This is a genomic window from Psychroflexus sp. ALD_RP9 (assembly GCF_017311165.1).
Taxonomy (GTDB): Bacteria; Bacteroidota; Bacteroidia; order Flavobacteriales; family Flavobacteriaceae; genus Psychroflexus.
In genome coordinates, this window is sequence record NZ_CP062973.1 from 2,015,701 (window position 1) to 2,034,716 (window position 19,016).

The following is a 19,016-nucleotide window of genomic DNA, read 5'->3' on the forward strand; positions in this document are numbered from 1 at the left end:
ATTATGATAAAGTATTTTCTAGTTCCATTTTTCTTTTTGAAACTGGTTTTTGTTTCTTTTCTGCATTTTCAATTTGCGACTTTATGCCTATTGCAATATGCTTTGCAAGATTAACAGGGACTGCATTACCTATCATTTTATAACCAGCTGCTATATGATTATAATAAAAAATAAAATCATCAGGAAAAGTTTGAATTCTAGCACATTCTCTTACGCTTAGTCTTCTATATAAATTTTCTTTACCTGGAACAAAAATGCGTTTGTTCTGTTCGATAAATTTCATTTTAGGTGCTTGAGGATGTAATGGTGCGTGTCTGCCACCTGCTTGAATTGTATATGATTGCTCGTTCCAACTTCGCACTCTGTTCCTTGACATGAACATTGATGAAAAACCGCCAATCATATATTCGTGATTTGGAATTTTACAATTTTCCATATTGGTTTTATTTCCTTCTTTAGCAGGAACAACTGAATTTTGCAAATCAGCTATTTTTTGTTCAAGAGTTACTTTTTCTTTAAGTGGCTTAGGAAACTTAAATTTAAAATCAAGGTCTTCCCGAATACCAACAAAAAAAACTCGTTTTCGGTCTTGTGGAACATCAAAATTAGATGCGTTTAGCAATTTGAAAGATAAGTTATATCCAGCATCTTTAAAAAGTTGCTTAATATTTTTTAAAGCTTCACTATGTCTATTTAAGAGCATTCCGCTAACATTTTCTGCTAAGAAAAATTTAGGTTGTTTAGCTTCTAATATTCTTATAAAATCAAAAAATAACTGCCCTCGCTTATCATTTATACCACGTTTTGACCCTGCTTCACTCCAACTCTGACAAGGTGGTCCACCAATAATGCCATCACATTCAGGAACTTCATTCGATTTTATGTTAACAATACTTCGTCTGTCGAGCGTAGTATTTTTATGATTTTTCTCGTAAGTTTCCCAAATATCTTTGTCATATTCATTTGCCCAAACAACATTAAATCCTGCTTTTTGAAATCCTAAATCAAGTCCGCCTGCTCCTGCAAAAAATGATACTATTCTCATACTATTTTTTCTTTTAATGTTCTTCTGTATTCTGCTTTTTCTTCCGCAACTTGTAAAAGTTGTTTGGTGCAATTTGTTTCATAAATCTGTTTCCCGATTTGGTCAGTGATATATTCATTTCTTAATTCTGTGAGATTGATTTTGAAGATTTTAGCAAGTTTTGGTAATCTCTTTTCGTCAAAATCACGTTTCCCGTTCTCAATTTTGCTCAAGTTTGCAGAGTCTAAGTTCAATTTGGCCGCAAGTTGAGTTAAGGTCAATTCGTTTTCGTTTCGTAAAAGTCGGATGTATTCTCCAAAAGTGGTTTTCATAAGACTTGTCATTTTTTGACAAATTTATAAATTCTATTTGAAATATTCAATTCGAGCGTAGGGAAATTTTAGCTCTTTTGGTTTTTAAGGATTGGGTTTTAGCGTTGGCAAAAACCAAATGTGCTAAAATGTGCGGCTGGTTTCAGCTTGTGGGTAACGTTCTGCGTATATGCTTTGTGGCGATGCAAAAAGGCTTTCTCGATTCAGCATAAACTTTTGATTTTAAAAGTACAAAAACTTTTAGTTTAAGCCTTAATTTAGCCATAAAGTATATACGTTGTTGTGCAAAGTATTTAACTTTACATCTTTAATAAGTGCTTATTTAAAATTAAAAAAAAGGCTCTCATGTAATTCTTTGAGAGCCCTTTTTTTAACCTTATAAATCGATAATTTTTTGATATAAAAAATAAGTCATCAAACAAATTAAGATAACATACTCATAATTAAAGTATGTCTTATGTTTTTTGTTGGATTTTAAAATATTTATTGCAACAACAATAGAAATCACAGCAAAAAATACAATGTAAGAGATATCTAAAAATTTCATAATGATTGATTTAAATCCAACCCATACAATCTGTAAAGTCGTAAACAACTAATGCCGCTCCAACCCAGCCTAAGGTTCTTGTAGCTAGTTTACCTACTGCTCTAAGCAGAACCCTTCGATTAGTAAAGTTGCTCCAAAATCCTTCATGTAATTTTATACCAACAAAGGCTCTGGCAACACAGTCTAGCACACTAGGACTATCTGATTCAGAAATTTGTTGATTTTGTGTTTCTATAATAGCAATTCCTACTAACGCAAGTTCAGGAGAATCAAGAGAACCAAATTCATCTATTATTTCTTGTTCGCTTATTCCTTCACTAATAAGCAAATCTTTTGTTTTGTTAACAAAAGGCATAAGAACACTTTTTGCCTTTTGTTCATCAAAAACAGAGCTAGGTGTACCATCAGAATTTACGAATTTAGTCATTTCATTCATTTGGTTTTTTAAGCTTAACTCTAAATTGTTAGAATTTTTTTGTCTAAATTCAGTAATTTCTGAATTAATATCTTCATTGTTCAATACTTCTGAACAAGAAATTGTTAACAATGAAATTAAAATAAAAAAAATACAATTTTTAAAATTGAATATCATAATATAAAAATTTAATTGTTAATAGAATACTACTCTTTCGATTTTCGCAACTCGCCCACAATATTTTTAATGTCTTTTTTGTAGAATTTCACATATTTTGACGTTGGATTGTCAGTCCTCTGTGACAAGATTATGGCAATAGTTTTTTGGAATGTTTAATTATATTGCAAATTAGAAAAAATGAGAATCACTTTAATTAATCTAAATATTGTATTAATATATTTTTAAAAAATGTTCTATTTAAATAATAACCTAGTGTTGGCGCATAGTGTGTTCAGAGTTCATATTTTGCACAACGGTCTCGGCTATGAGTAGTTGCGTGAGTTAGCACTTAACTTTGCAAGTACACACCAAGTTGGAAATTCCGAAGGAATTTCCAAAGTAGGCGGGAACAAGCAATTACTTATAGCCATTGTTGGGTGTAGTTTTTTTTATTCTTTTATTCTGTTTTTCAAATCCATTTGACCGTGTAAAATTCTTGTTATTTCAATCTGATGGTCAATTCTTTTTCGATAAAATATTATGTGTCGATTTGCTTTTAATCCGAAAAGGTCAGATTTGATTCCATCATAGGTTTTTCCTAATTCTGGATTGTCAGCTATATCTTGGCAAATATCAAGAAGCATATCGTAATATCTGTCAGCTTGATTTTCAGACCAATTCTCAACTGTATACTCCCAAATTCCATTTAAGTCAGCTACAGCCTTATTGGTCAATTCGTATTTAGCCATTCTTTTTGCGTTTAGCTTTTAAATCCTCAAGATTTTTTTTTGGGTCGAAATCGTGAGCAATTCCGCTATCAATTCCTTCTTGAATAGCATTTCTTAACGCAATTACTTTACTTTCCTCATTTTCTAAAAGTCGAAGTCCAGCTCTGATTACTTCGCTTACATTTTTGTATCGTCCAGCAGAAACTTGGGTTTGTACAAACTGGTCAAAATAATTTCCGAGCGATATGGATGTATTTTTCATTTTATTCATTTTTATCAAATATACCAATTTTTGGTAAAAAATCAAATTTTGTAGATTTTCGCTCAAATTACACCCAACGGTCCTGGCTATGGCAAGTGCGGGATTTTGAAACCGCTTTCTTGTCCGCCTACCGTGATTTTATTTAGTTGTAATATCTTCATTTTCAATCAGTCAGCCCGCATTTGCTATAGCCGATGTTGTGTGCAGTTTTTATTTAATTTCTTTTTCCCGTAAATCTCTTTCCTTCAGAGTCGTACTTTATTGTTCCAACCGATTTACTATCTCCGTAATCCATTCGCACTTCATACTCCTTAAGGGGTTCTAGGTCTTCAATTTCTTGGTTGAACTTATTGAAGATGAAATTTTGGAGGAGGGCAGATTTCAGGAAAATTTTTGTCCACTCGTCAAATGGAAGTCTCTCAATAGGGCTGTTTGGTGGATCATAATTTTCTAACACTATATCTGTCTCATTAAGTCCAAAGTGATATACTGAATGAGCAAAAGCATTTCTTAGTTGCGACCTGTAGGCATATTTAATAATGTCGTAAATTTTAAGTTGATGTTTTTCAAAAACATTCCGAATATTATTTACTACAAAGTCGTATTTACCACGGCTAGGTACTTTCACATTAAAATCATAAGGTTTCGAGTCGCAAAGGTCTGCGAGCTTTTTAAACATTGCCAAGTTTCGCTTAGATTCCCAAAGGTGAGTGTAAATCATTAATTCCATAGTCAGGGAAAACTTGGAATCAGATGTGTTTATCGCTCTGAAATTATATTGAGAATTCAAATGCTCTAAAAGAAAGTCTACTCTATCTCTGTCCAATATTTCATCGAGGGCATGATCCAATAACCAAGGAGTTACTCTATCATTGTTTTCGTATTTGGGCTCATATTTTGAACGAGATAGAAATAAAATGTAGTCATTTTGATTTTTCTCGTGGTTTTTTGCAAACTCGAAAACTTCATTTACGGCTTGTTCCACTTCTATTCTTAGTCTAGTGAACTCCTGTTTTCTTATCATTTTATGGTTGTCGTTTCAAATTGCACACAACGGTCTCGGCTATGAGTAGTTGCGTGGGTTAGACTTAACTTTGCAAGTACACACCAAACTGAAAATCTTCGCGGATTTTCAGAAGTAGGCGAGAATAAGCAATTACTTATAGCCATTGTTGTGTGTAGTGCTTTTTTATTCAGTTGCTAAATTCATTTTCTGATTCAGTAACTCTACGTTGAAATTGATTTTCGCGTTTAAAGCTCTAAACACTTTTAAAATTGTTTCAAATCGGGCATCAGTCAAATTGTTTTCGATTTTCGATATTTGTGCTTTTTTCACGCCAATCAATTCTCCAAGTTGCGTTTGGGTCAATTTTCTTTCTTTTCGAGCTTGTTTGATTGCTTCTCCGATTAAGTCAAGTCGCAATTCGTTCTCATAAGCATCTCTTTCCGTTGTTCCTTTTTTTCCAAGGTATTTATCTTTTACTTCGTCAAGTGTGTATGTTTTCATTACTTCTTGTTTTTATTTTCAAAATATTTGTTCATCAATTCGGTCGCTTTGTCAATTTCTTTTTTGGGTGTTTTCTGTGTTTTTTTAACAATTCCGTGAGTCGCAATTACAATGGTCAATTTATTATCTGTTTTGTCCCAAAATGCAAAAAGTCGATATTGCTTTTTGTTGTACAAAGTCCGAAATTCCCAAATATCCGAAGTCAATTTTTTAAAGAGAGTATTGTCGGTTTTAACTTTAGCTCTGTCTATATTAAAAAGGATTTTATTTCGAGCCTTTTTGTCAATTCCATCAAGAAATTCAAAAACTTCTTTTAAAAACTCCACTTTAAATTTTTCCGTCATTCAGATATTAGTTTGTTACAAAGATAGAAGTTTCCTTTTTAGTAAACAAAATTAATTTTGAAAACGAATTTCTCGCATTACACACAACGTGATTGTGTATGGCTTGTTGCGGGCTAAAATCCGAGGTTTTTCGGATAAGCAGTAAAGTTAGCAAAAAAACACAAACTTTGGTTTAAGAACTTCAGCCGCAATGAGCTATACACGTTGTTAGCTACCGTTATTTTTCGCTCACTTCAATAATTCCGAATACATATTCATATCCAAATTTTTCGAAGGCTTGGTATCCTTTATAGACTTGGGCTTTTATATTTGTTGTATCCTTATTACGCATAATTCGAGCAAGTTTTCGATTTTTCTTTCCGTCTTTTTTGATTATTCCGTTAGACGTTTTTGGTGAATCCAACCAGTAAATTTCGTTTTCAAAACTTACTGCAACATCTGGAAATTCGTCATAGAATTCTCTCAAAACATAAACCATTCCTAAATCAGCATTTTCAAAAAACCTTTCATTTGTCATTCTGAAATCAACGCTACTCGAGTTTTGAAAATCATATATTCTTATCGTATCGTTTTGTTTGGTATATCGATAGTCTTTATAAATTTCCGTATCGGCTTTAGTAGATTGTAGGTTGGCAAGTCCGCAACCATTGCGACAATAGTATGGTTTTCGTGTCACAATAGAATCGCTTTTAAATTCCAAGTATTCCGTTCTGTTATCAATTTTTGAGAACAACATATAATCTTCATTCAATTCCTGTCCACTTGTATTTTGGAATCCAAGTACAAATAAAATGATGAAGATGATATTTTGCGTGTTGTTTGTCATAATGGTAGCTAACGGTCTTGCATAACATAAGTGGCGACTTAAAAAACGCAAGTTTTTCGGTTTAAATTTTAGTTTCTAAAAATAGACAAAACTCTCGTTTTAGCTATAAATTCGCCATTTTTGTTATGCATTGTTAGCTTTAGTGTTTTTCATTCACCATTTTTTTCAATCAGGTGTCTTTTAAGTTTTAATTCACGTATTTTTTTCTCTAATTTATCTTTTTTGAATAAATAACCTATCAAATAAGCAACGATAAAAATTATAGCACTAAATATTACTGCATTTTGATATTCCCAAGTTTCTATCATTGGTCTTCTTCCACGTCTTCCTGGCAAATATGGGAACAGTAAAGAGAATACAATTCCGATTAAAATTCCGAGTGGAATCATTTTTTTTATTCGAACAAGTTTATTCTGACATCTTTGTATTTCATAGTCCACATTTTCGATTTGATTATTTTTCATTCAATCTTTTTTATTCTGCACGATATTTTCTTACCACTATATAAAATATTAATACTGTAAAAATCGGAAAACCTAACGTGAAAAAGTTGATGAGTAAAATATTTTCGGAATATGGCAAATCAAATGTTATTAATAGAGGTAATATATTAGAAATTATAAAAGTCAATGTTAAAAATATTTTTGCTTTTTTATTCATCTTTATTATAAACAAAAAAATCACAAAAGAAATAATTAATAAAAATTCTAAATCAAAAAAAGGAATTATATCATTTCCACTCGCAAAACAGAAATAAGGACTACAAATAAATAGAAGTAGAAATATAAGATGCTTAAAATTCATATAATTTTGCTTTTCAAATAACCTTTTTCGGTTTATTCTTTAAAGTAGTTTTTTTTACATTAAAGCTAACGGTTTAGCATATGATTTGTGGCGACTTAAAAACCGCTCGCCTTTCGACTAAACTTTAAGTTTTTTAAAAATACTAAAAGTTCTGGTTAAAACTTTCAATCGCCATAAATTATATGCATTGTTACTTTTCTTTTGCGCCACGTCTGAGTATGAACGAAACACTTTTCCACTTTCATTTTCAGCGGTCGAGTTTTCAGAAATTTTGTTTTTTTATCAGTTTTTAATTGAATTTCAAGATGTTAATCACTAAATTTTTCGAAATACTTATAATTCAGCCGTAATTTTGATTTCGAAATAACATCAGATTTAATCAACTACTTAAGTCAAATCAGAAAATCAAATTCATTCAGCGTGTTGTTTTTCATTCAGCCAAAATTTTGGAAAACTCACAAATTCATTTAATCAAATACCGTTGGCAAGCTAAAATTCAGTCATTTTCAACGTGTCGCATTTCATTCAGTTGAAGCGAAACTAAAAATATGATTTTAAAGAATTCTATTCTACGCAAGTTTATCGGCGCAATTGAAAGTAACGGTTTTGGCTATGGTTTCGTTACGGAATGGTACGCGAGTATCATTCCGCAGTAACCATAAATTTAGCAAAAAGGCTCGAAATTCCGATTAGGAATTTCAGCCGTAATGAACTATAGCCGTTGTTACCTGTAGTTATTTTTTCTTATAAACTTTTAAATTATATTTCAATTCCGTTCCATCACTTTCTAAAAACTCAAAAACTTTCAATTCCCTTTGAGTGATTTCCGCTATTTCTATTTCGTTTTTAGTAAACTCAATTAAAGAACCAGATTTTTTTAACTGTTCCAAAAGTCCAGGTGCAAGTTTGTCAATCGGCACGTTGTATTTTGGTTTATGAAAAGTCATTCTAAAAATTTTTGCTTCTGAGTCGTATTCCCAAGTTCCGCTTTCACAGTTTTCCGCATTCTCGCAACCAAATAATTCATACGTTTTGTCCTTTTCAATTCGCATATTTGGTCGAGAAACAAATTCAGTAGCCGTGATTGAGTCATTTACGTAATGTTTCACTTCCGCAATTGTTTTACCGTTCTTATCTGTCAATTTTTGAAATTCCCACGTTCCAATAATCAACTTTTCAATTTGTTCCGCACTTTTCTTCGTTTTAGCTCCATCAACTAATTCCAAATATGTTTTAGATGACTGGCAATAAGTCAAAAATGGAATTAGTAACAATGTTAGCAGGATGTTTTTCATAATTACAGGTAACGGTTTAGCATATGATTTGTGGCGACTTAAAAACCGCACGCCTATCGGCTAAACTGTATATTTTCTAAAAATACTAAAATGTTCTGGTTAAATCTTTCATTCGCCATGAATTATATGCATTGTTAGCAACTGGATTTTTGCGCTATGCTATTCACAATCGTTTCAATCCCTATTTCAGCAAGTTTTAATTTATAAACTCGTAATTCAGTCGTAAAAATTGCATTTCTAAATTCATTTTTTCAATTCGTTTTCAGAGTATCAAATTCACGTTTCGTTTATCGGCTAACTTGCTAAGCCAAAAGTTGAAGTGAAGACAAATTTTCCCTTTATTATCAATTTCGGGATGTTCAATTCAACGCAATCCACTTCCGCAACGTTTGTCTGTTTTCATATTCAACCGAAAGTTGAATTTTAACCAAATTTTCGATTGTTAGCCAAAATTTTGGGCTAGATGAAATTTGTATTCAATTTCCACGCAATTTTTTCATCAGTTATTTTTTCATTTTTCAGTTGATTGAAACTCTAACTTTGATTTTATCTAAAATGTTTCTTTGAACTAATCTTGTTGCTAACGGTTTTGGCTATGGTTTCGTTACGGAATGGTACGCGAGTATCATTCCGCCGTAACCATAAATTTAGTAAAAAGGCTTGAAATTCCGATTTGGAATTTCATCCGTAATGAACTATAGCCGTTGTTATGTGCTGGCTTTATTTTTCTTTCAGTTTTTCTTTTCCTTTAAAAACGTAACTAATTTCAAAATAGTAGACTTTCGTTTCTCCGTTTTCATCCTCGACTTCCATTCGGTCACAAATTCCGCCATCTATACTTTGAGTTTTTAATTCAACTCCTAGCATATCTAAAATAAAATACTCTTCAGATATTTGGATTACAGGCCAACCATTTTCACAAGATTTTCCGTCTCCATTATTGACTATTGACTTTAGAAGTCCGAATTGAATTGTTTTATATTTTTCTGCATTTTTTGAGTCTCCAACTATTTTATAAGTCTGTCTCAATATTTTATGTGCAGTCATACTCGTGTAGTCGATACTCAACATTTTTTTCGTGGTAGCAATAATACTGTCGTATTTTGATTCAGACATTTGGCGATACATCTGTTTTTTCAAATCCCTAAATTCAGAACTTTTTTCAGACGCAATTTTGAATTGTTTACTTTCTATAAAACTTTCCCTAAATGATTTATAGTCAATGTCAGTTTCTGCGTTTTCAAGCATTTGCACTGTTTTACTATAATCATCATCAAATTCAGGAACCTTAATTCCCGTTTGTCCAATTACAATCGTAAAATTGAAGAGTAGTATTATGGTTATAAACCAATGTTTAATCATAGTTCGGATTTTTTTTAGCTTGCACATAACGTTCTGTGTATGGACAGTAGGGCAGATTAGAAGCAATTCACTTTCATTTTACCACTAAGCCAAAACAAACGTTTTTACTTTTAATTTTCTTTTTGTTAAACGTCAAAACTTTGTTTTGGCGTTGCCCGCTCAAAGAACAGGACTTTCAATCTATCTTCAATCGCCCTATTGGCTATACACCTTGTTAGGCACTGGTTTTTTTATCTTATTGTTATCCAATCTGCTTTTATATCTAAGTTTTTCAAGTCAGACGGAACTTCTAATTCAGGATAGTCTCCAACTGTTTTTTCTTCAGTCATAAATACAAAACCCCAATTATTAGTTGTATCAGAAATATACTCCCACCCATTCATTAAGTCTTGATTGACTTTTATATTGGGATACTTATCTGAAATATTTTTTATAGTTGAATTTGGATTGAGTTCATTTGTTGTTTTTAATTTAGGTGAAGCTGCAATTATGATTAAAAGGGTGTCTGTACCAAGTGTCGGTATCAGACCAAATGCTAAGTCATCCTTGTCATAATACAAATAAGCGGGACTTCCACCACCAAATCCATAACTTGTAGCTTGACCAACTTCTTTTCTAAGTCCTTCGAATCTTTGTTCTGCTTCTGATATCGTCATTCCAACTTTAATTTCCCCAAGTTGTCCGTTTTTTATCTCAAACTTCTGGTAGTCGAAGTCCAACGCTTCTGAACTTTCATTATCTGTTGATTCAGATTTTGTTTGTACAGGTTGCTCTACTTTTTCCTTTTTATCTGCTGATTGACTACAAGACCAAGTTACTGTCAGCAATATTATGCAAGTTAATTTTCGTATCATTTTTTACTTGTGCCTAACGGTTTGGCTATGCGTAGTGCGGGATTAAAGAGCACTTCACTGTCCGCCTACCGATATGTTTGTTAATATTCATTTACTTTAAATTTAGCACTAAAACCCGCATTACGTATAGCTGTTGTTGTGCGGTCGGCTTTTTCTTTTTCATTCTATCAGCTTCCATTTTCCTTTTTCGAAAAATACGTTGTAAAATTTTGGCGACTTAAAAACTATATAGAAGTCCCACGCACTTCTGTATGTTGTCGGATTACTTGTCATAATATGGTGTGTCGGTTGATCCATTTCAATTATCAATCGAGCAGAACTGTAAGGTGTAGTTGTTTTAATCGTCCCACGATAAGTTTTCAATATTTTCTCTTTGTCAGTCACATAGAAGAAAATTGAGTCTTCGTCAGTTATTTCAAAACGAAAATGGTTGTATTGCCAATCAGTCTGTTCGCCTTTGAAATAGTCCCGATTAATAACATATTCGCCATAGTAATCTTCCTTGTCCAATTCTGTCTTTGAAGTCAACCATTGAACGATTCCTGAGAGTAGTGCAAGTCCCAAAATTCCAAACCAAATAAATCCTAGTATTTTTCCAATCCAAAGTTTTCTCGATAGAAGCCAAGCTATCAATAGAATTCCTGTCAATGGGACTAGAATGAATATGATGAATAAATTAAATCCGAATCCCATTATTAATTCTCAAGTGTCTGTTTTTTTAGCTGCCGCACAACGGTCTCGGCTATGATTTCGTTGCGGAAAAATTCGCAGGATTCTTTCCGCCGTAGCCGAAAGATAGCAAAATTGCGATGAATTCCGATTAGGAATTCAGCCGCAATGAATTATAGCCATTGTTACCTGCTGGCTTTTATTTCCGTTCTAATTTTCTATTCCAATTTGGACAGTTAAATATGAACCATCATATTCAATTTCCGCAATATGTGATGTAAACGCATTTTTGATAATTCCGTGAACTTCTTCTACGTCCGATTCCGAAATATATCCAATTTTCTTTCCATCGTGTTTCACTTCGATTGCTCTGTCCGAAAATTTATTATTTTTTTCGTATTTTAATTCCAACTCGTCATATTCCGCACAATAATTTAGGATGTAATTTTTTCTGCTTGCGATGTGAACTCCTGTTATTTCGTATTCTTCATAAATTCCAGTTTCCGATTCCAATTCCGATTCTGTATTTTCAAGTACTGTTTCGTTTCCTTCATTCGCTCGAATTTCCGCAAGTAGCGCTTTTGAAGAGGCAATTCGTTCTTCAGTTCTTCTTATCAGTTCTGAAGTTGGAACGTAGTCATCTGGTTTTCTATTAAGTTCAGATTTTGGTTTCGGATTCGGTCTGTTAGACTTTATTAAAAAAATCAAACCCAAAATCCCAATTCCAATTATAATGTATGTTAGCATTGTTTTTCAGCTTGCAGGTAACGGTTCTCGGCTATGGCAAGTGCGGGATTTCAAGGCACTTACTTGTCCGTTTTGCAGTTAGTTTATTTTGTGTAATTACTTTCATATTAGCACTTTAGCCCGCATTTGCTATAGCCGATGTTGGCGTGTCGTGCTTTTTTCTATTTAATTCTCCAATCAGTTTCGGTAAATAATAAAGGTTCAGTCCGTAGTGGAAAACCTGAAAATAAATTGCGATAATGAAAACCAATGGAAGTAACCATTCTTGTTTTAAAAGATAAATTGGATAAAACAAAAGTGAAATTCCAAGCTCAATCAATATCTTTTGCTTGATGTTCCTTTTAATGTCAGATATCTCAGGTAAGTCTTCATATTCTTTCAAGTAGCTCGTAACTCGATATTGATACCACCAAGTCTCATAAAGTTCAAATAGGATTATGAAAATTGTCGTTGAGATTAGGAATTCTACTGTTTTAATGGCTATCACCATATAGGCAACCATAATCGAAAATCTTCCGATTGCTGGAAGTACATCTGTTTTTATCCAAATTCTGTCTCTTGTACTTGCAAAAGCTGTTTGATTCCACCATCCGTCAATTCTACTCGTTTCAAAGTCCGTAGATGCTAATTCATTAAACAGTCGCTTAGAGTAGTCATATTTTCTATTGTGATGAAGTCCACGACCAAGTTCAAATTTAACTTCATTTAAGTTGTCCGATTGATTGAGCTTTTTTTCTATCGGCTGAAATCCTGCTTTGTACAAGTAATAAACAGCAGAATACTTTTCTCTGTCATTGAGTGATTTTGCAAGTCTGTGAATGATATTGATTGCCGTTTCAAAATTCGAGTCAGCAGTTTTAAGGATTTCCAAAATTCTTATTTGTCGGTTATCCCAATAGCTTAAAACTTGAGCGTCTGTTGTCAAGTCTTTCAAGTCTGTCCATATTTTGTCAACTCTGTTCATTATTTGTTTGCATGCACGCCAACGGTCTAGCATATGATTTGTGGCGACTTAAAATCCGCTCGCCTTTCGGTTAAATATTTAAGTTCCTAAAAATACTAAAATGTTCTGGTTATATCTTTCAATCGCCATGAATTATATGCATTGTTACTTTTCTTTTGCGCCACGTCTGAGTAAGAACGAAATACTTTTCCACTTTCATTTACAGCGGTCGAGTTTTCAGTGATTTCGTTTTTCATCAGTTTTGATTTTATTTTCATGATTTTAATCCACCCAAGTTTTTCCGTAATATTTATAATTCAGCCGTAATTTTGATTTTGAAATAACATTAGATTAAATCAACTACTTAAGTCAAATCAGAAAATCAAATTCATTCAGCGTGTTGTTTTTCATTCAGCTAAAATTTTGGAAAACTCACAAATTCATATAATCAAATACCTTTGGCAAGCTAAAATTCAGTCATTTTCAACGTGTCGCGTTTCATTCAGTTGAAGCGAAACTAAAAATATGATTTTAAAGAATTCTATTCTACGCAAGTTTATCGGCGCAATTGAAAGTAACGGTTAGTATATGAAAAGTAGGCGATTTCGAAGCACGGATCTTTCAGTTAAATACAAACTTTAATACGAGCCAAAAGCATTGAATTTATTACTATTTCGCCTATTTTTTATATACATTGTTGTAGCACGTTTTTTCTTATTCATTATGGTAAGACCCTTGGTCCGATTATATTCATCCATAATATAAATCCTGATATTCCGCCAATCAGTCCGCTTAGTATAAAAGTCAAACGTAAGTTCTTTGGGACAATTTTAAATACAATGTAAATTGATACTAGTAATCCCGTAACGCCTAAAATTATTGGGATTGTTCCTGACCAAAGGTTCAAGCCTTTTGATATGTAATATTCATCGCCACCGAACCATCTACCATTTGGTGATATTATCTCACTACCTAATGAATGAACAAGGTTAAATATTTCTCTCAGCCAAAAAAGACCAAGGAAAACAGCGAGCCAATCGATTAACTTGAAACCTTTATTTTGAATATTTTTCCTACGTACAAACAATATTATTAGTCCAAGAATCCCTGTTAGAATTGTTTGTAAAGGACCACCAATGCTTACGTAAAGACTTTTATTTGATTTTTCATCCCAATATCTTTTTTGTAAAATATTCTGATATTCTACTGCTTTCTCTTTTACGTCATCAGGCCACGATTCGTATTCTGAGTTCCAATATTCTCTAGTTAGTTTCTTATAAGCTTCTAAATCTTCGTCTTGTAAATAACCCTTTGGATAATAGTTCATACTTCCGTAATGTAAGCTGGTTTCATAACCAAAATATTTTGCAACAGCAATGTGTCCATATTCGTGACTTACTGTTCCAATTACTGTAAATAATATGAACATTATGGTCAGTATGAGTAATGATTTTATGTTTATCGTAAAGTTCATTCAAATGTGCTACAACGGTTAGGCTAAAAAGCGTTGCTGTCCCGAAGGGCAGCTATGATTTTTTAGCCATTGTTGGCAGCAGTTTTTTATTTTTCAATTCATTATATAAAAATTCAATTTGCCTTTGTCAATGACCAAAACTCCTTTGTCTTCGGATTCAGGAATATTCAAACTCAGTATCTGTCGACCATTATTGTCTTGTTGATTGAAATGAGCATAAAACGTAAAATCAAACTTGTAAATCGGAATGACTCTGCCATTTTCTATTTTCCCAATGTATGTTCCATTTTCGTCTGAATAGAGGTGGCGTAAATTTCCATTCGCAACAAAAGAAGTTGGCATATAAAATTCCATTGTATCCAAAAGCGTTTCCACTCCATCATGATATTGACTTCCCTGCTGGGTGTCAAAATTGAGTTCCGATTTATGAAGTTTTCTTGGGTCAGTTATTTTCAAAACACTTGCAAATCCCATCATGTGTCCCATATAGTTCGTTACATAATAGTCGCCATCTATTTTATTTAGCACAATCGGACATGTTGAGGAAGCTTCATAAACTTCCTTTGTTTGCAAGTCTTTAAAGAAAATGGTTCCTCCCCATTCACCATTACAAGTTGCGAAAACTTTGTAGGAATTGTCTTGATACATACTAAAATTCCTTCTTTCGATTTGTTTGAAGTCTGCAACGTACTTTCCTAAAAGGAAGGTTTCTTCATCAAACTGTGTTCTTTTTAAGAAAAGGCTGTCATTTTCAATCACAATATCATAGTAGTTCATGTCTTGAATACCTTCTGGAATGAAGACGTCTTCGATAAAGTCACCTTCCTTATCAACCACAATCATTTTCTTAAAAGACTTTGAAGTGTTCTCTCTACCTGATTCAAACATGCAGTAAAAATTGTCTTTGAACAGTGCAACTTTTCTTAATCGGCCGTTCATTGAAATCTTTAAAGTATCTATGCTTATTTCAATTTCGTCAGGAAGAACATGTTCAGTTAAAGTGTCAGTGGGATTTAACTCGGTCGACTTTTCAGTTTGGTTTGATTCACCTGATCCGCAAGACAACATAATTGTCAAGGAAAGAATTGCTGTGATAAAAATCTGTCTCATCAGGTTGTTTTCAAATTGCTGCCAACGTTTCCGCATAACGCTTCGTTGCGGGAAAATTAGCGATTATTTTTTTAATTATAGATTTTAATACCCAGAAAAACCCAAACCTTCGACTTCAGCCACAAAATCCGCAATGAGCGATATGCAGTGTTGTAAAACGTTATTCTAATCCACTAGTTTTCCGTTTTCGTATCTTTCTGTTTTTTCTAAGTTACCATTCTCATCAAAATATTTCCATTCACCAATTTTTCTCATTCTGTCATAATTTCCGACTTGCTTTTTGTTTCCGTTGTCATGAAATTTTTGAAAAAAACCAGTCACGATTCCATTATCATAATTTGCAATCAAAATAACGTTACCACTTGAGTTATATTTAGTCAGAGTTTTAAATTTAAGATTTTCAAGAGGGAAATCCGTTGATTTATAAATATTACCATTTTCGTTATATTCTTTTACAGTGAATGTATTTTCATTTCGGAATTTCTTCTTTTTTAGTGTTTGGTTATCAGAATAATATTCGTTAATAGTATCTCCAATTTTAGGTATGATTTCTTTTTCCGCTCCGACAATTACTTCGACAGCTTCTTTTTTTACTTGACTAAATGATATTGTTGAACACAAAATCATTAATAATATTACGTATTTTTTTTTCATAATGTTTTACAACGGTCTTGGCTATGATGTCGTTGCGGAATCATCCGTTAGGATTATTCCGCTTGAAAACGAAATTACACTTTTAACTGGAATTTTCCATAGAAAATTCCAAACCGCAATGCATTATAGCCGTTGTTACATGCTGGCTTTATTCGATTTGCTATTATTTTTTCCGATGTTAATTTAGTCATTTTTTCAGCGCTGATGGTTTCCATTTGTTTTCAAGAAAGAGAAAATTCAGAGTTTGAGTGATAAAATTCAGAAAATTCCAATAAACCTATCATTTCCATTTAGCAACTTAACGCTCAACCTAATTTATTCAACAAATGAGTAAAGCAGTGCAGATATTAGAGTTTCAAATCAAATATTCAGAACACGATTTTAGTCATTTGTTTTCAAAGATTCATATTTAGATTTTGAGTAAAATAATCGTTTGATTCTATTAAGATTTAAATTATCATTTTGACATTAAAAATCCAATTTTCATATTTCACGTATTGCTGGTAAAATCATCAGAAACTACTTTATGATTTAGCAATTTTTTTCGTCTTAGCTTGCATGTAACGGTTCGGCTATGGTTTCGTTGCGTGAAAATCCGCGAGGATTTTCCGCCGTAAAACGAAGATAGTAAAAATGTTTGGATTTTCGGAAGAAAATCCGAAGCAATGAACCATAGCCATTGTTGTGTATAGTTTTGCTATTCAAATTTCAGATATTTTTGATTCTGTATGTTTTTTAATTCTGGTTTATTTAGATTTAATTTTTCACCATTTAAAACTACACTATATTTTTCTAAATATTTTTTGGCCATATTTTTACTATTAAAATTTTCTAATGCGTATTCATGACAATATTTATTATTGAACAGCCCTGTATCCTTGATTCTATTTTTAATTTCTTTTTTCTTAGTACTTAAGAATCCTACCTCGTTATTTATTAATTCGGGTAAAGATCCATAAGGCGTTCCGAATACTGGGCAACCATAAAATAGACTTTCAATTATAGCTAATCCAAATGGTTCATGCCATAATACGGGAAATATTAAACCTTTGGACATATTTAGATAATTCTCTTTTTCCTTTCCACCAACCATTCCTTTAAAATCTACTTTGGTAGATAAAAAATATGCTGGACCCATTTTAAGAACCCTTTCACTAAAACGTTTACCACCCAAAACAAGTAATTTATTATTTTCTAGTCCCTTTATAATTTGAATTGATCCTTTTAAGTTTTTAACACCCCATGAAGCTTTTCCTAAAAAATGATAACAGTTTTTTTTATTAAAATTAGGTTTTGAGTAATCATTCCAGTCTAATCCATTATAAACAAATGAGTTAGAATTGTATCTTTCAGCATGATTCTTAGATACAAAAACAGTATTGTAATCTAAACTGTTATTATTGTTTAAATTACCATGCATAGTAATAATATACGGTTTATCTATTTTATATAAATCGGCGGGTTGGTTATTAAAATGCACAATATCAATATAATTTGGTATTTGTTCGTATAATTCTTTGTCATTATTTATAAAAATAATTTTTCCGAAATCACATTTTGAACCTTTTTTAACTAAATATGTCACTTTATGACCTAATTTATACAATTCCTTTCCTAAATACCAAATAACTCTTTGAGTTCCACCGTAATGTTTAAAAGGTATTATTGAGTTTTCAACTATTAGAATGTTCATTTTTTTGTTAGTCTTTTTTATGCCATTATTAAATTATACACAACGGTTCGGCTATGGTTTCGTTGCGTGAAAATCCGCGAGGATTTTCCGCCGTAAAACGAAGATAGTAAAAATGTTTGGATTTTCGGAAGAAAATCCGAAGCAATGAACCATAGCCATTGTTGTGTATAGTTTTGCTATTCAAATTTCAGATATTTTTGATTCTGTATGTTTTTTAATTCTGGTTTATTTAGATTTAATTTTTCACCATTTAAAACTACACTATATTTTTCTAAATATTTTTTGGCCATATTTTTACTATTAAAATTTTCTAATGCGTATTCATGACAATATTTATTATTGAACAGCCCTGTATCCTTGATTCTATTTTTAATTTCTTTTTTCTTAGTACTTAAGAATCCTACCTCGTTATTTATTAATTCGGGTAAAGATCCATAAGGCGTTCCGAATACTGGGCAACCATAAAATAGACTTTCAATTATAGCTAATCCAAATGGTTCATGCCATAATACGGGAAATATTAAACCTTTGGACATATTTAGATAATTCTCTTTTTCCTTTCCACCAACCATTCCTTTAAAATCTACTTTGGTAGATAAAAAATATGCTGGACCCATTTTAAGAACCCTTTCACTAAAACGTTTACCACCCAAAACAAGTAATTTATTATTTTCTAGTCCCTTTATAATTTGAATTGATCCTTTTAAGTTTTTAACACCCCATGAAGCTTTTCCTAAAAAATGATAACAGTTTTTTTTATTAAAATTAGGTTTTGAGTAATCATTCCAGTCTAATCCATTATAAACAAATGAGTTAGAATTGTATCTTTCAGCATGATTCTTAGATACAAAAACAGTATTGTAATCTAAACTGTTATTATTGTTTAAATTACCATGCATAGTAATAATATACGGTTTATCTATTTTATATAAATCGGCGGGTTGGTTATTAAAATGCACAATATCAATATAATTTGGTATTTGTTCGTATAATTCTTTGTCATTATTTATAAAAATAATTTTTCCGAAATCACATTTTGAACCTTTTTTAACTAAATATGTCACTTTATGACCTAATTTATACAATTCCTTTCCTAAATACCAAATAACTCTTTGAGTTCCACCGTAATGTTTAAAAGGTATTATTGAGTTTTCAACTATTAGAATGTTCATTTTTTTGTTAGTCTTTTTTATGCCATTATTAAATTATACACAACGGTCAAGTATAAGCGAAGTGCGGGATTAGAAGCACTTTACTTTCGGTTTAT

At 32.0% G+C, this 19,016-nt stretch carries 22 protein-coding genes; all 22 read right to left on the minus strand.

Annotated elements, in window-relative coordinates:
* Position 1 precedes the first annotated feature (1 nt).
* Positions 2-1,045, minus strand: a complete 1,044-nt coding sequence (locus IMZ30_RS09510) for a DNA cytosine methyltransferase (RefSeq protein WP_207038074.1) — start codon at positions 1,043-1,045, stop codon at positions 2-4.
* On the minus strand, positions 1,042-1,356 hold the full coding sequence (locus IMZ30_RS09515) for a helix-turn-helix domain-containing protein (RefSeq protein ID WP_207038075.1): 315 nt from the start codon (positions 1,354-1,356) through the stop codon (positions 1,042-1,044). The genes IMZ30_RS09510 and IMZ30_RS09515 overlap by 4 nt, the downstream gene beginning before the upstream one ends.
* A gap of 557 nt (positions 1,357-1,913) precedes the next feature.
* Positions 1,914-2,495, minus strand: a complete 582-nt coding sequence (locus IMZ30_RS09520) for a hypothetical protein (protein ID WP_207038076.1) — start codon at positions 2,493-2,495, stop codon at positions 1,914-1,916.
* Between the two features lie 431 nt (positions 2,496-2,926).
* On the minus strand, positions 2,927-3,226 hold the full coding sequence (locus IMZ30_RS09525) for a type II toxin-antitoxin system RelE/ParE family toxin (RefSeq protein WP_207038077.1): 300 nt from the start codon (positions 3,224-3,226) through the stop codon (positions 2,927-2,929).
* Positions 3,219-3,467 (minus strand): type II toxin-antitoxin system ParD family antitoxin, encoded by a 249-nt coding sequence (locus tag IMZ30_RS09530; protein WP_410523991.1) that lies wholly within the window; start codon positions 3,465-3,467, stop codon positions 3,219-3,221. The genes IMZ30_RS09525 and IMZ30_RS09530 overlap by 8 nt, the downstream gene beginning before the upstream one ends.
* Before the next feature lie 214 nt (positions 3,468-3,681).
* Positions 3,682-4,491, minus strand: coding sequence for a hypothetical protein (locus tag IMZ30_RS09535; protein ID WP_207038079.1), 810 nt, complete (start codon positions 4,489-4,491; stop codon positions 3,682-3,684).
* A 165-nt stretch (positions 4,492-4,656) separates the two neighbouring features.
* Entirely contained in the window at positions 4,657-4,974 is a 318-nt protein-coding gene (locus IMZ30_RS09540) for a helix-turn-helix domain-containing protein (RefSeq protein WP_207038080.1), read from the minus strand.
* The gene (locus IMZ30_RS09545; RefSeq protein WP_207038081.1) at positions 4,974-5,318 is read right to left on the minus strand and encodes a type II toxin-antitoxin system RelE/ParE family toxin; all 345 of its coding nucleotides are present in this window, start codon (positions 5,316-5,318) and stop codon (positions 4,974-4,976) included. The genes IMZ30_RS09540 and IMZ30_RS09545 overlap by 1 nt, the downstream gene beginning before the upstream one ends.
* Before the next feature lie 217 nt (positions 5,319-5,535).
* Positions 5,536-5,994 carry a hypothetical protein gene (locus IMZ30_RS09550; protein WP_207038082.1) on the minus strand — a complete coding sequence of 153 codons (459 nt, stop codon included), beginning with the start codon at positions 5,992-5,994 and terminating at the stop codon, positions 5,536-5,538.
* A 299-nt stretch (positions 5,995-6,293) separates the two neighbouring features.
* Complete coding sequence (locus tag IMZ30_RS09555) at positions 6,294-6,608, minus strand: hypothetical protein (protein WP_207038083.1); 315 nt, start codon at positions 6,606-6,608, stop codon at positions 6,294-6,296.
* A 1,074-nt stretch (positions 6,609-7,682) separates the two neighbouring features.
* Entirely contained in the window at positions 7,683-8,243 is a 561-nt protein-coding gene (locus IMZ30_RS09560; protein ID WP_207038084.1) for a hypothetical protein, read from the minus strand.
* 720 nt (positions 8,244-8,963) lie between these two features.
* The gene (locus IMZ30_RS09565) at positions 8,964-9,605 is read right to left on the minus strand and encodes a DUF4919 domain-containing protein (protein WP_207038085.1); all 642 of its coding nucleotides are present in this window, start codon (positions 9,603-9,605) and stop codon (positions 8,964-8,966) included.
* Positions 9,606-9,835: 230 nt separating this feature from the next.
* Complete coding sequence (locus IMZ30_RS09570) at positions 9,836-10,432, minus strand: hypothetical protein (protein ID WP_207038086.1); 597 nt, start codon at positions 10,430-10,432, stop codon at positions 9,836-9,838.
* A gap of 186 nt (positions 10,433-10,618) precedes the next feature.
* Positions 10,619-10,987: a hypothetical protein gene (locus tag IMZ30_RS09575; RefSeq protein WP_242529653.1), complete on the minus strand. Its 369-nt coding sequence runs from the start codon at positions 10,985-10,987 to the stop codon at positions 10,619-10,621.
* Positions 10,988-11,338: 351 nt separating this feature from the next.
* Positions 11,339-11,875: a hypothetical protein gene (locus IMZ30_RS09580; RefSeq protein WP_207038088.1), complete on the minus strand. Its 537-nt coding sequence runs from the start codon at positions 11,873-11,875 to the stop codon at positions 11,339-11,341.
* A 115-nt stretch (positions 11,876-11,990) separates the two neighbouring features.
* The gene (locus tag IMZ30_RS09585) at positions 11,991-12,839 is read right to left on the minus strand and encodes a hypothetical protein (protein ID WP_207038089.1); all 849 of its coding nucleotides are present in this window, start codon (positions 12,837-12,839) and stop codon (positions 11,991-11,993) included.
* A gap of 95 nt (positions 12,840-12,934) precedes the next feature.
* Complete coding sequence (locus IMZ30_RS09590; RefSeq protein WP_207038090.1) at positions 12,935-13,075, minus strand: hypothetical protein; 141 nt, start codon at positions 13,073-13,075, stop codon at positions 12,935-12,937.
* 464 nt (positions 13,076-13,539) lie between these two features.
* The gene (locus IMZ30_RS09595; RefSeq protein WP_207038091.1) at positions 13,540-14,292 is read right to left on the minus strand and encodes a hypothetical protein; all 753 of its coding nucleotides are present in this window, start codon (positions 14,290-14,292) and stop codon (positions 13,540-13,542) included.
* Positions 14,293-14,385: 93 nt separating this feature from the next.
* A complete protein-coding gene (locus tag IMZ30_RS09600; protein WP_207038092.1) occupies positions 14,386-15,438 on the minus strand; it encodes a hypothetical protein in 1,053 nt (350 codons plus the stop codon).
* Between the two features lie 129 nt (positions 15,439-15,567).
* Complete coding sequence (locus IMZ30_RS09605; protein ID WP_207038093.1) at positions 15,568-16,056, minus strand: toxin-antitoxin system YwqK family antitoxin; 489 nt, start codon at positions 16,054-16,056, stop codon at positions 15,568-15,570.
* A 697-nt stretch (positions 16,057-16,753) separates the two neighbouring features.
* Complete coding sequence (locus IMZ30_RS09610) at positions 16,754-17,749, minus strand: glycosyltransferase (RefSeq protein WP_207038094.1); 996 nt, start codon at positions 17,747-17,749, stop codon at positions 16,754-16,756.
* 176 nt (positions 17,750-17,925) lie between these two features.
* Positions 17,926-18,921 carry a glycosyltransferase gene (locus tag IMZ30_RS09615; RefSeq protein ID WP_207038094.1) on the minus strand — a complete coding sequence of 332 codons (996 nt, stop codon included), beginning with the start codon at positions 18,919-18,921 and terminating at the stop codon, positions 17,926-17,928.
* Positions 18,922-19,016: the final 95 nt, after the last annotated feature.

Excerpts from the sequence above, each read along its gene's own strand:
- IMZ30_RS09515 (WP_207038075.1), bottom strand. The coding sequence starts at position 1,356 with ATGAAAACCACTTTTGGAGAATACATCCGACTTTTACGAAACGAAAAC.
- IMZ30_RS09510 (WP_207038074.1), bottom strand. The coding sequence starts at position 1,045 with ATGAGAATAGTATCATTTTTTGCAGGAGCAGGCGGACTTGATTTAGGA.
- IMZ30_RS09595 (WP_207038091.1), bottom strand. The coding sequence starts at position 14,292 with ATGAACTTTACGATAAACATAAAATCATTACTCATACTGACCATAATG.
- IMZ30_RS09520 (WP_207038076.1), bottom strand. The coding sequence starts at position 2,495 with ATGATATTCAATTTTAAAAATTGTATTTTTTTTATTTTAATTTCATTG.
- IMZ30_RS09600 (WP_207038092.1), bottom strand. The coding sequence starts at position 15,438 with ATGCGGAAACGTTGGCAGCAATTTGAAAACAACCTGATGAGACAGATT.
- IMZ30_RS09525 (WP_207038077.1), bottom strand. The coding sequence starts at position 3,226 with ATGGCTAAATACGAATTGACCAATAAGGCTGTAGCTGACTTAAATGGA.
- IMZ30_RS09565 (WP_207038085.1), bottom strand. The coding sequence starts at position 9,605 with ATGATTAAACATTGGTTTATAACCATAATACTACTCTTCAATTTTACG.
- IMZ30_RS09615 (WP_207038094.1), bottom strand. The coding sequence starts at position 18,921 with ATGAACATTCTAATAGTTGAAAACTCAATAATACCTTTTAAACATTAC.
- IMZ30_RS09585 (WP_207038089.1), bottom strand. The coding sequence starts at position 12,839 with ATGAACAGAGTTGACAAAATATGGACAGACTTGAAAGACTTGACAACA.
- IMZ30_RS09540 (WP_207038080.1), bottom strand. The coding sequence starts at position 4,974 with ATGAAAACATACACACTTGACGAAGTAAAAGATAAATACCTTGGAAAA.
- IMZ30_RS09535 (WP_207038079.1), bottom strand. The coding sequence starts at position 4,491 with ATGATAAGAAAACAGGAGTTCACTAGACTAAGAATAGAAGTGGAACAA.
- IMZ30_RS09555 (WP_207038083.1), bottom strand. The coding sequence starts at position 6,608 with ATGAAAAATAATCAAATCGAAAATGTGGACTATGAAATACAAAGATGT.
- IMZ30_RS09545 (WP_207038081.1), bottom strand. The coding sequence starts at position 5,318 with ATGACGGAAAAATTTAAAGTGGAGTTTTTAAAAGAAGTTTTTGAATTT.
- IMZ30_RS09605 (WP_207038093.1), bottom strand. The coding sequence starts at position 16,056 with ATGAAAAAAAAATACGTAATATTATTAATGATTTTGTGTTCAACAATA.
- IMZ30_RS09590 (WP_207038090.1), bottom strand. The coding sequence starts at position 13,075 with ATGAAAAACGAAATCACTGAAAACTCGACCGCTGTAAATGAAAGTGGA.
- IMZ30_RS09610 (WP_207038094.1), bottom strand. The coding sequence starts at position 17,749 with ATGAACATTCTAATAGTTGAAAACTCAATAATACCTTTTAAACATTAC.
- IMZ30_RS09560 (WP_207038084.1), bottom strand. The coding sequence starts at position 8,243 with ATGAAAAACATCCTGCTAACATTGTTACTAATTCCATTTTTGACTTAT.
- IMZ30_RS09580 (WP_207038088.1), bottom strand. The coding sequence starts at position 11,875 with ATGCTAACATACATTATAATTGGAATTGGGATTTTGGGTTTGATTTTT.
- IMZ30_RS09530 (WP_410523991.1), bottom strand. The coding sequence starts at position 3,467 with ATGAAAAATACATCCATATCGCTCGGAAATTATTTTGACCAGTTTGTA.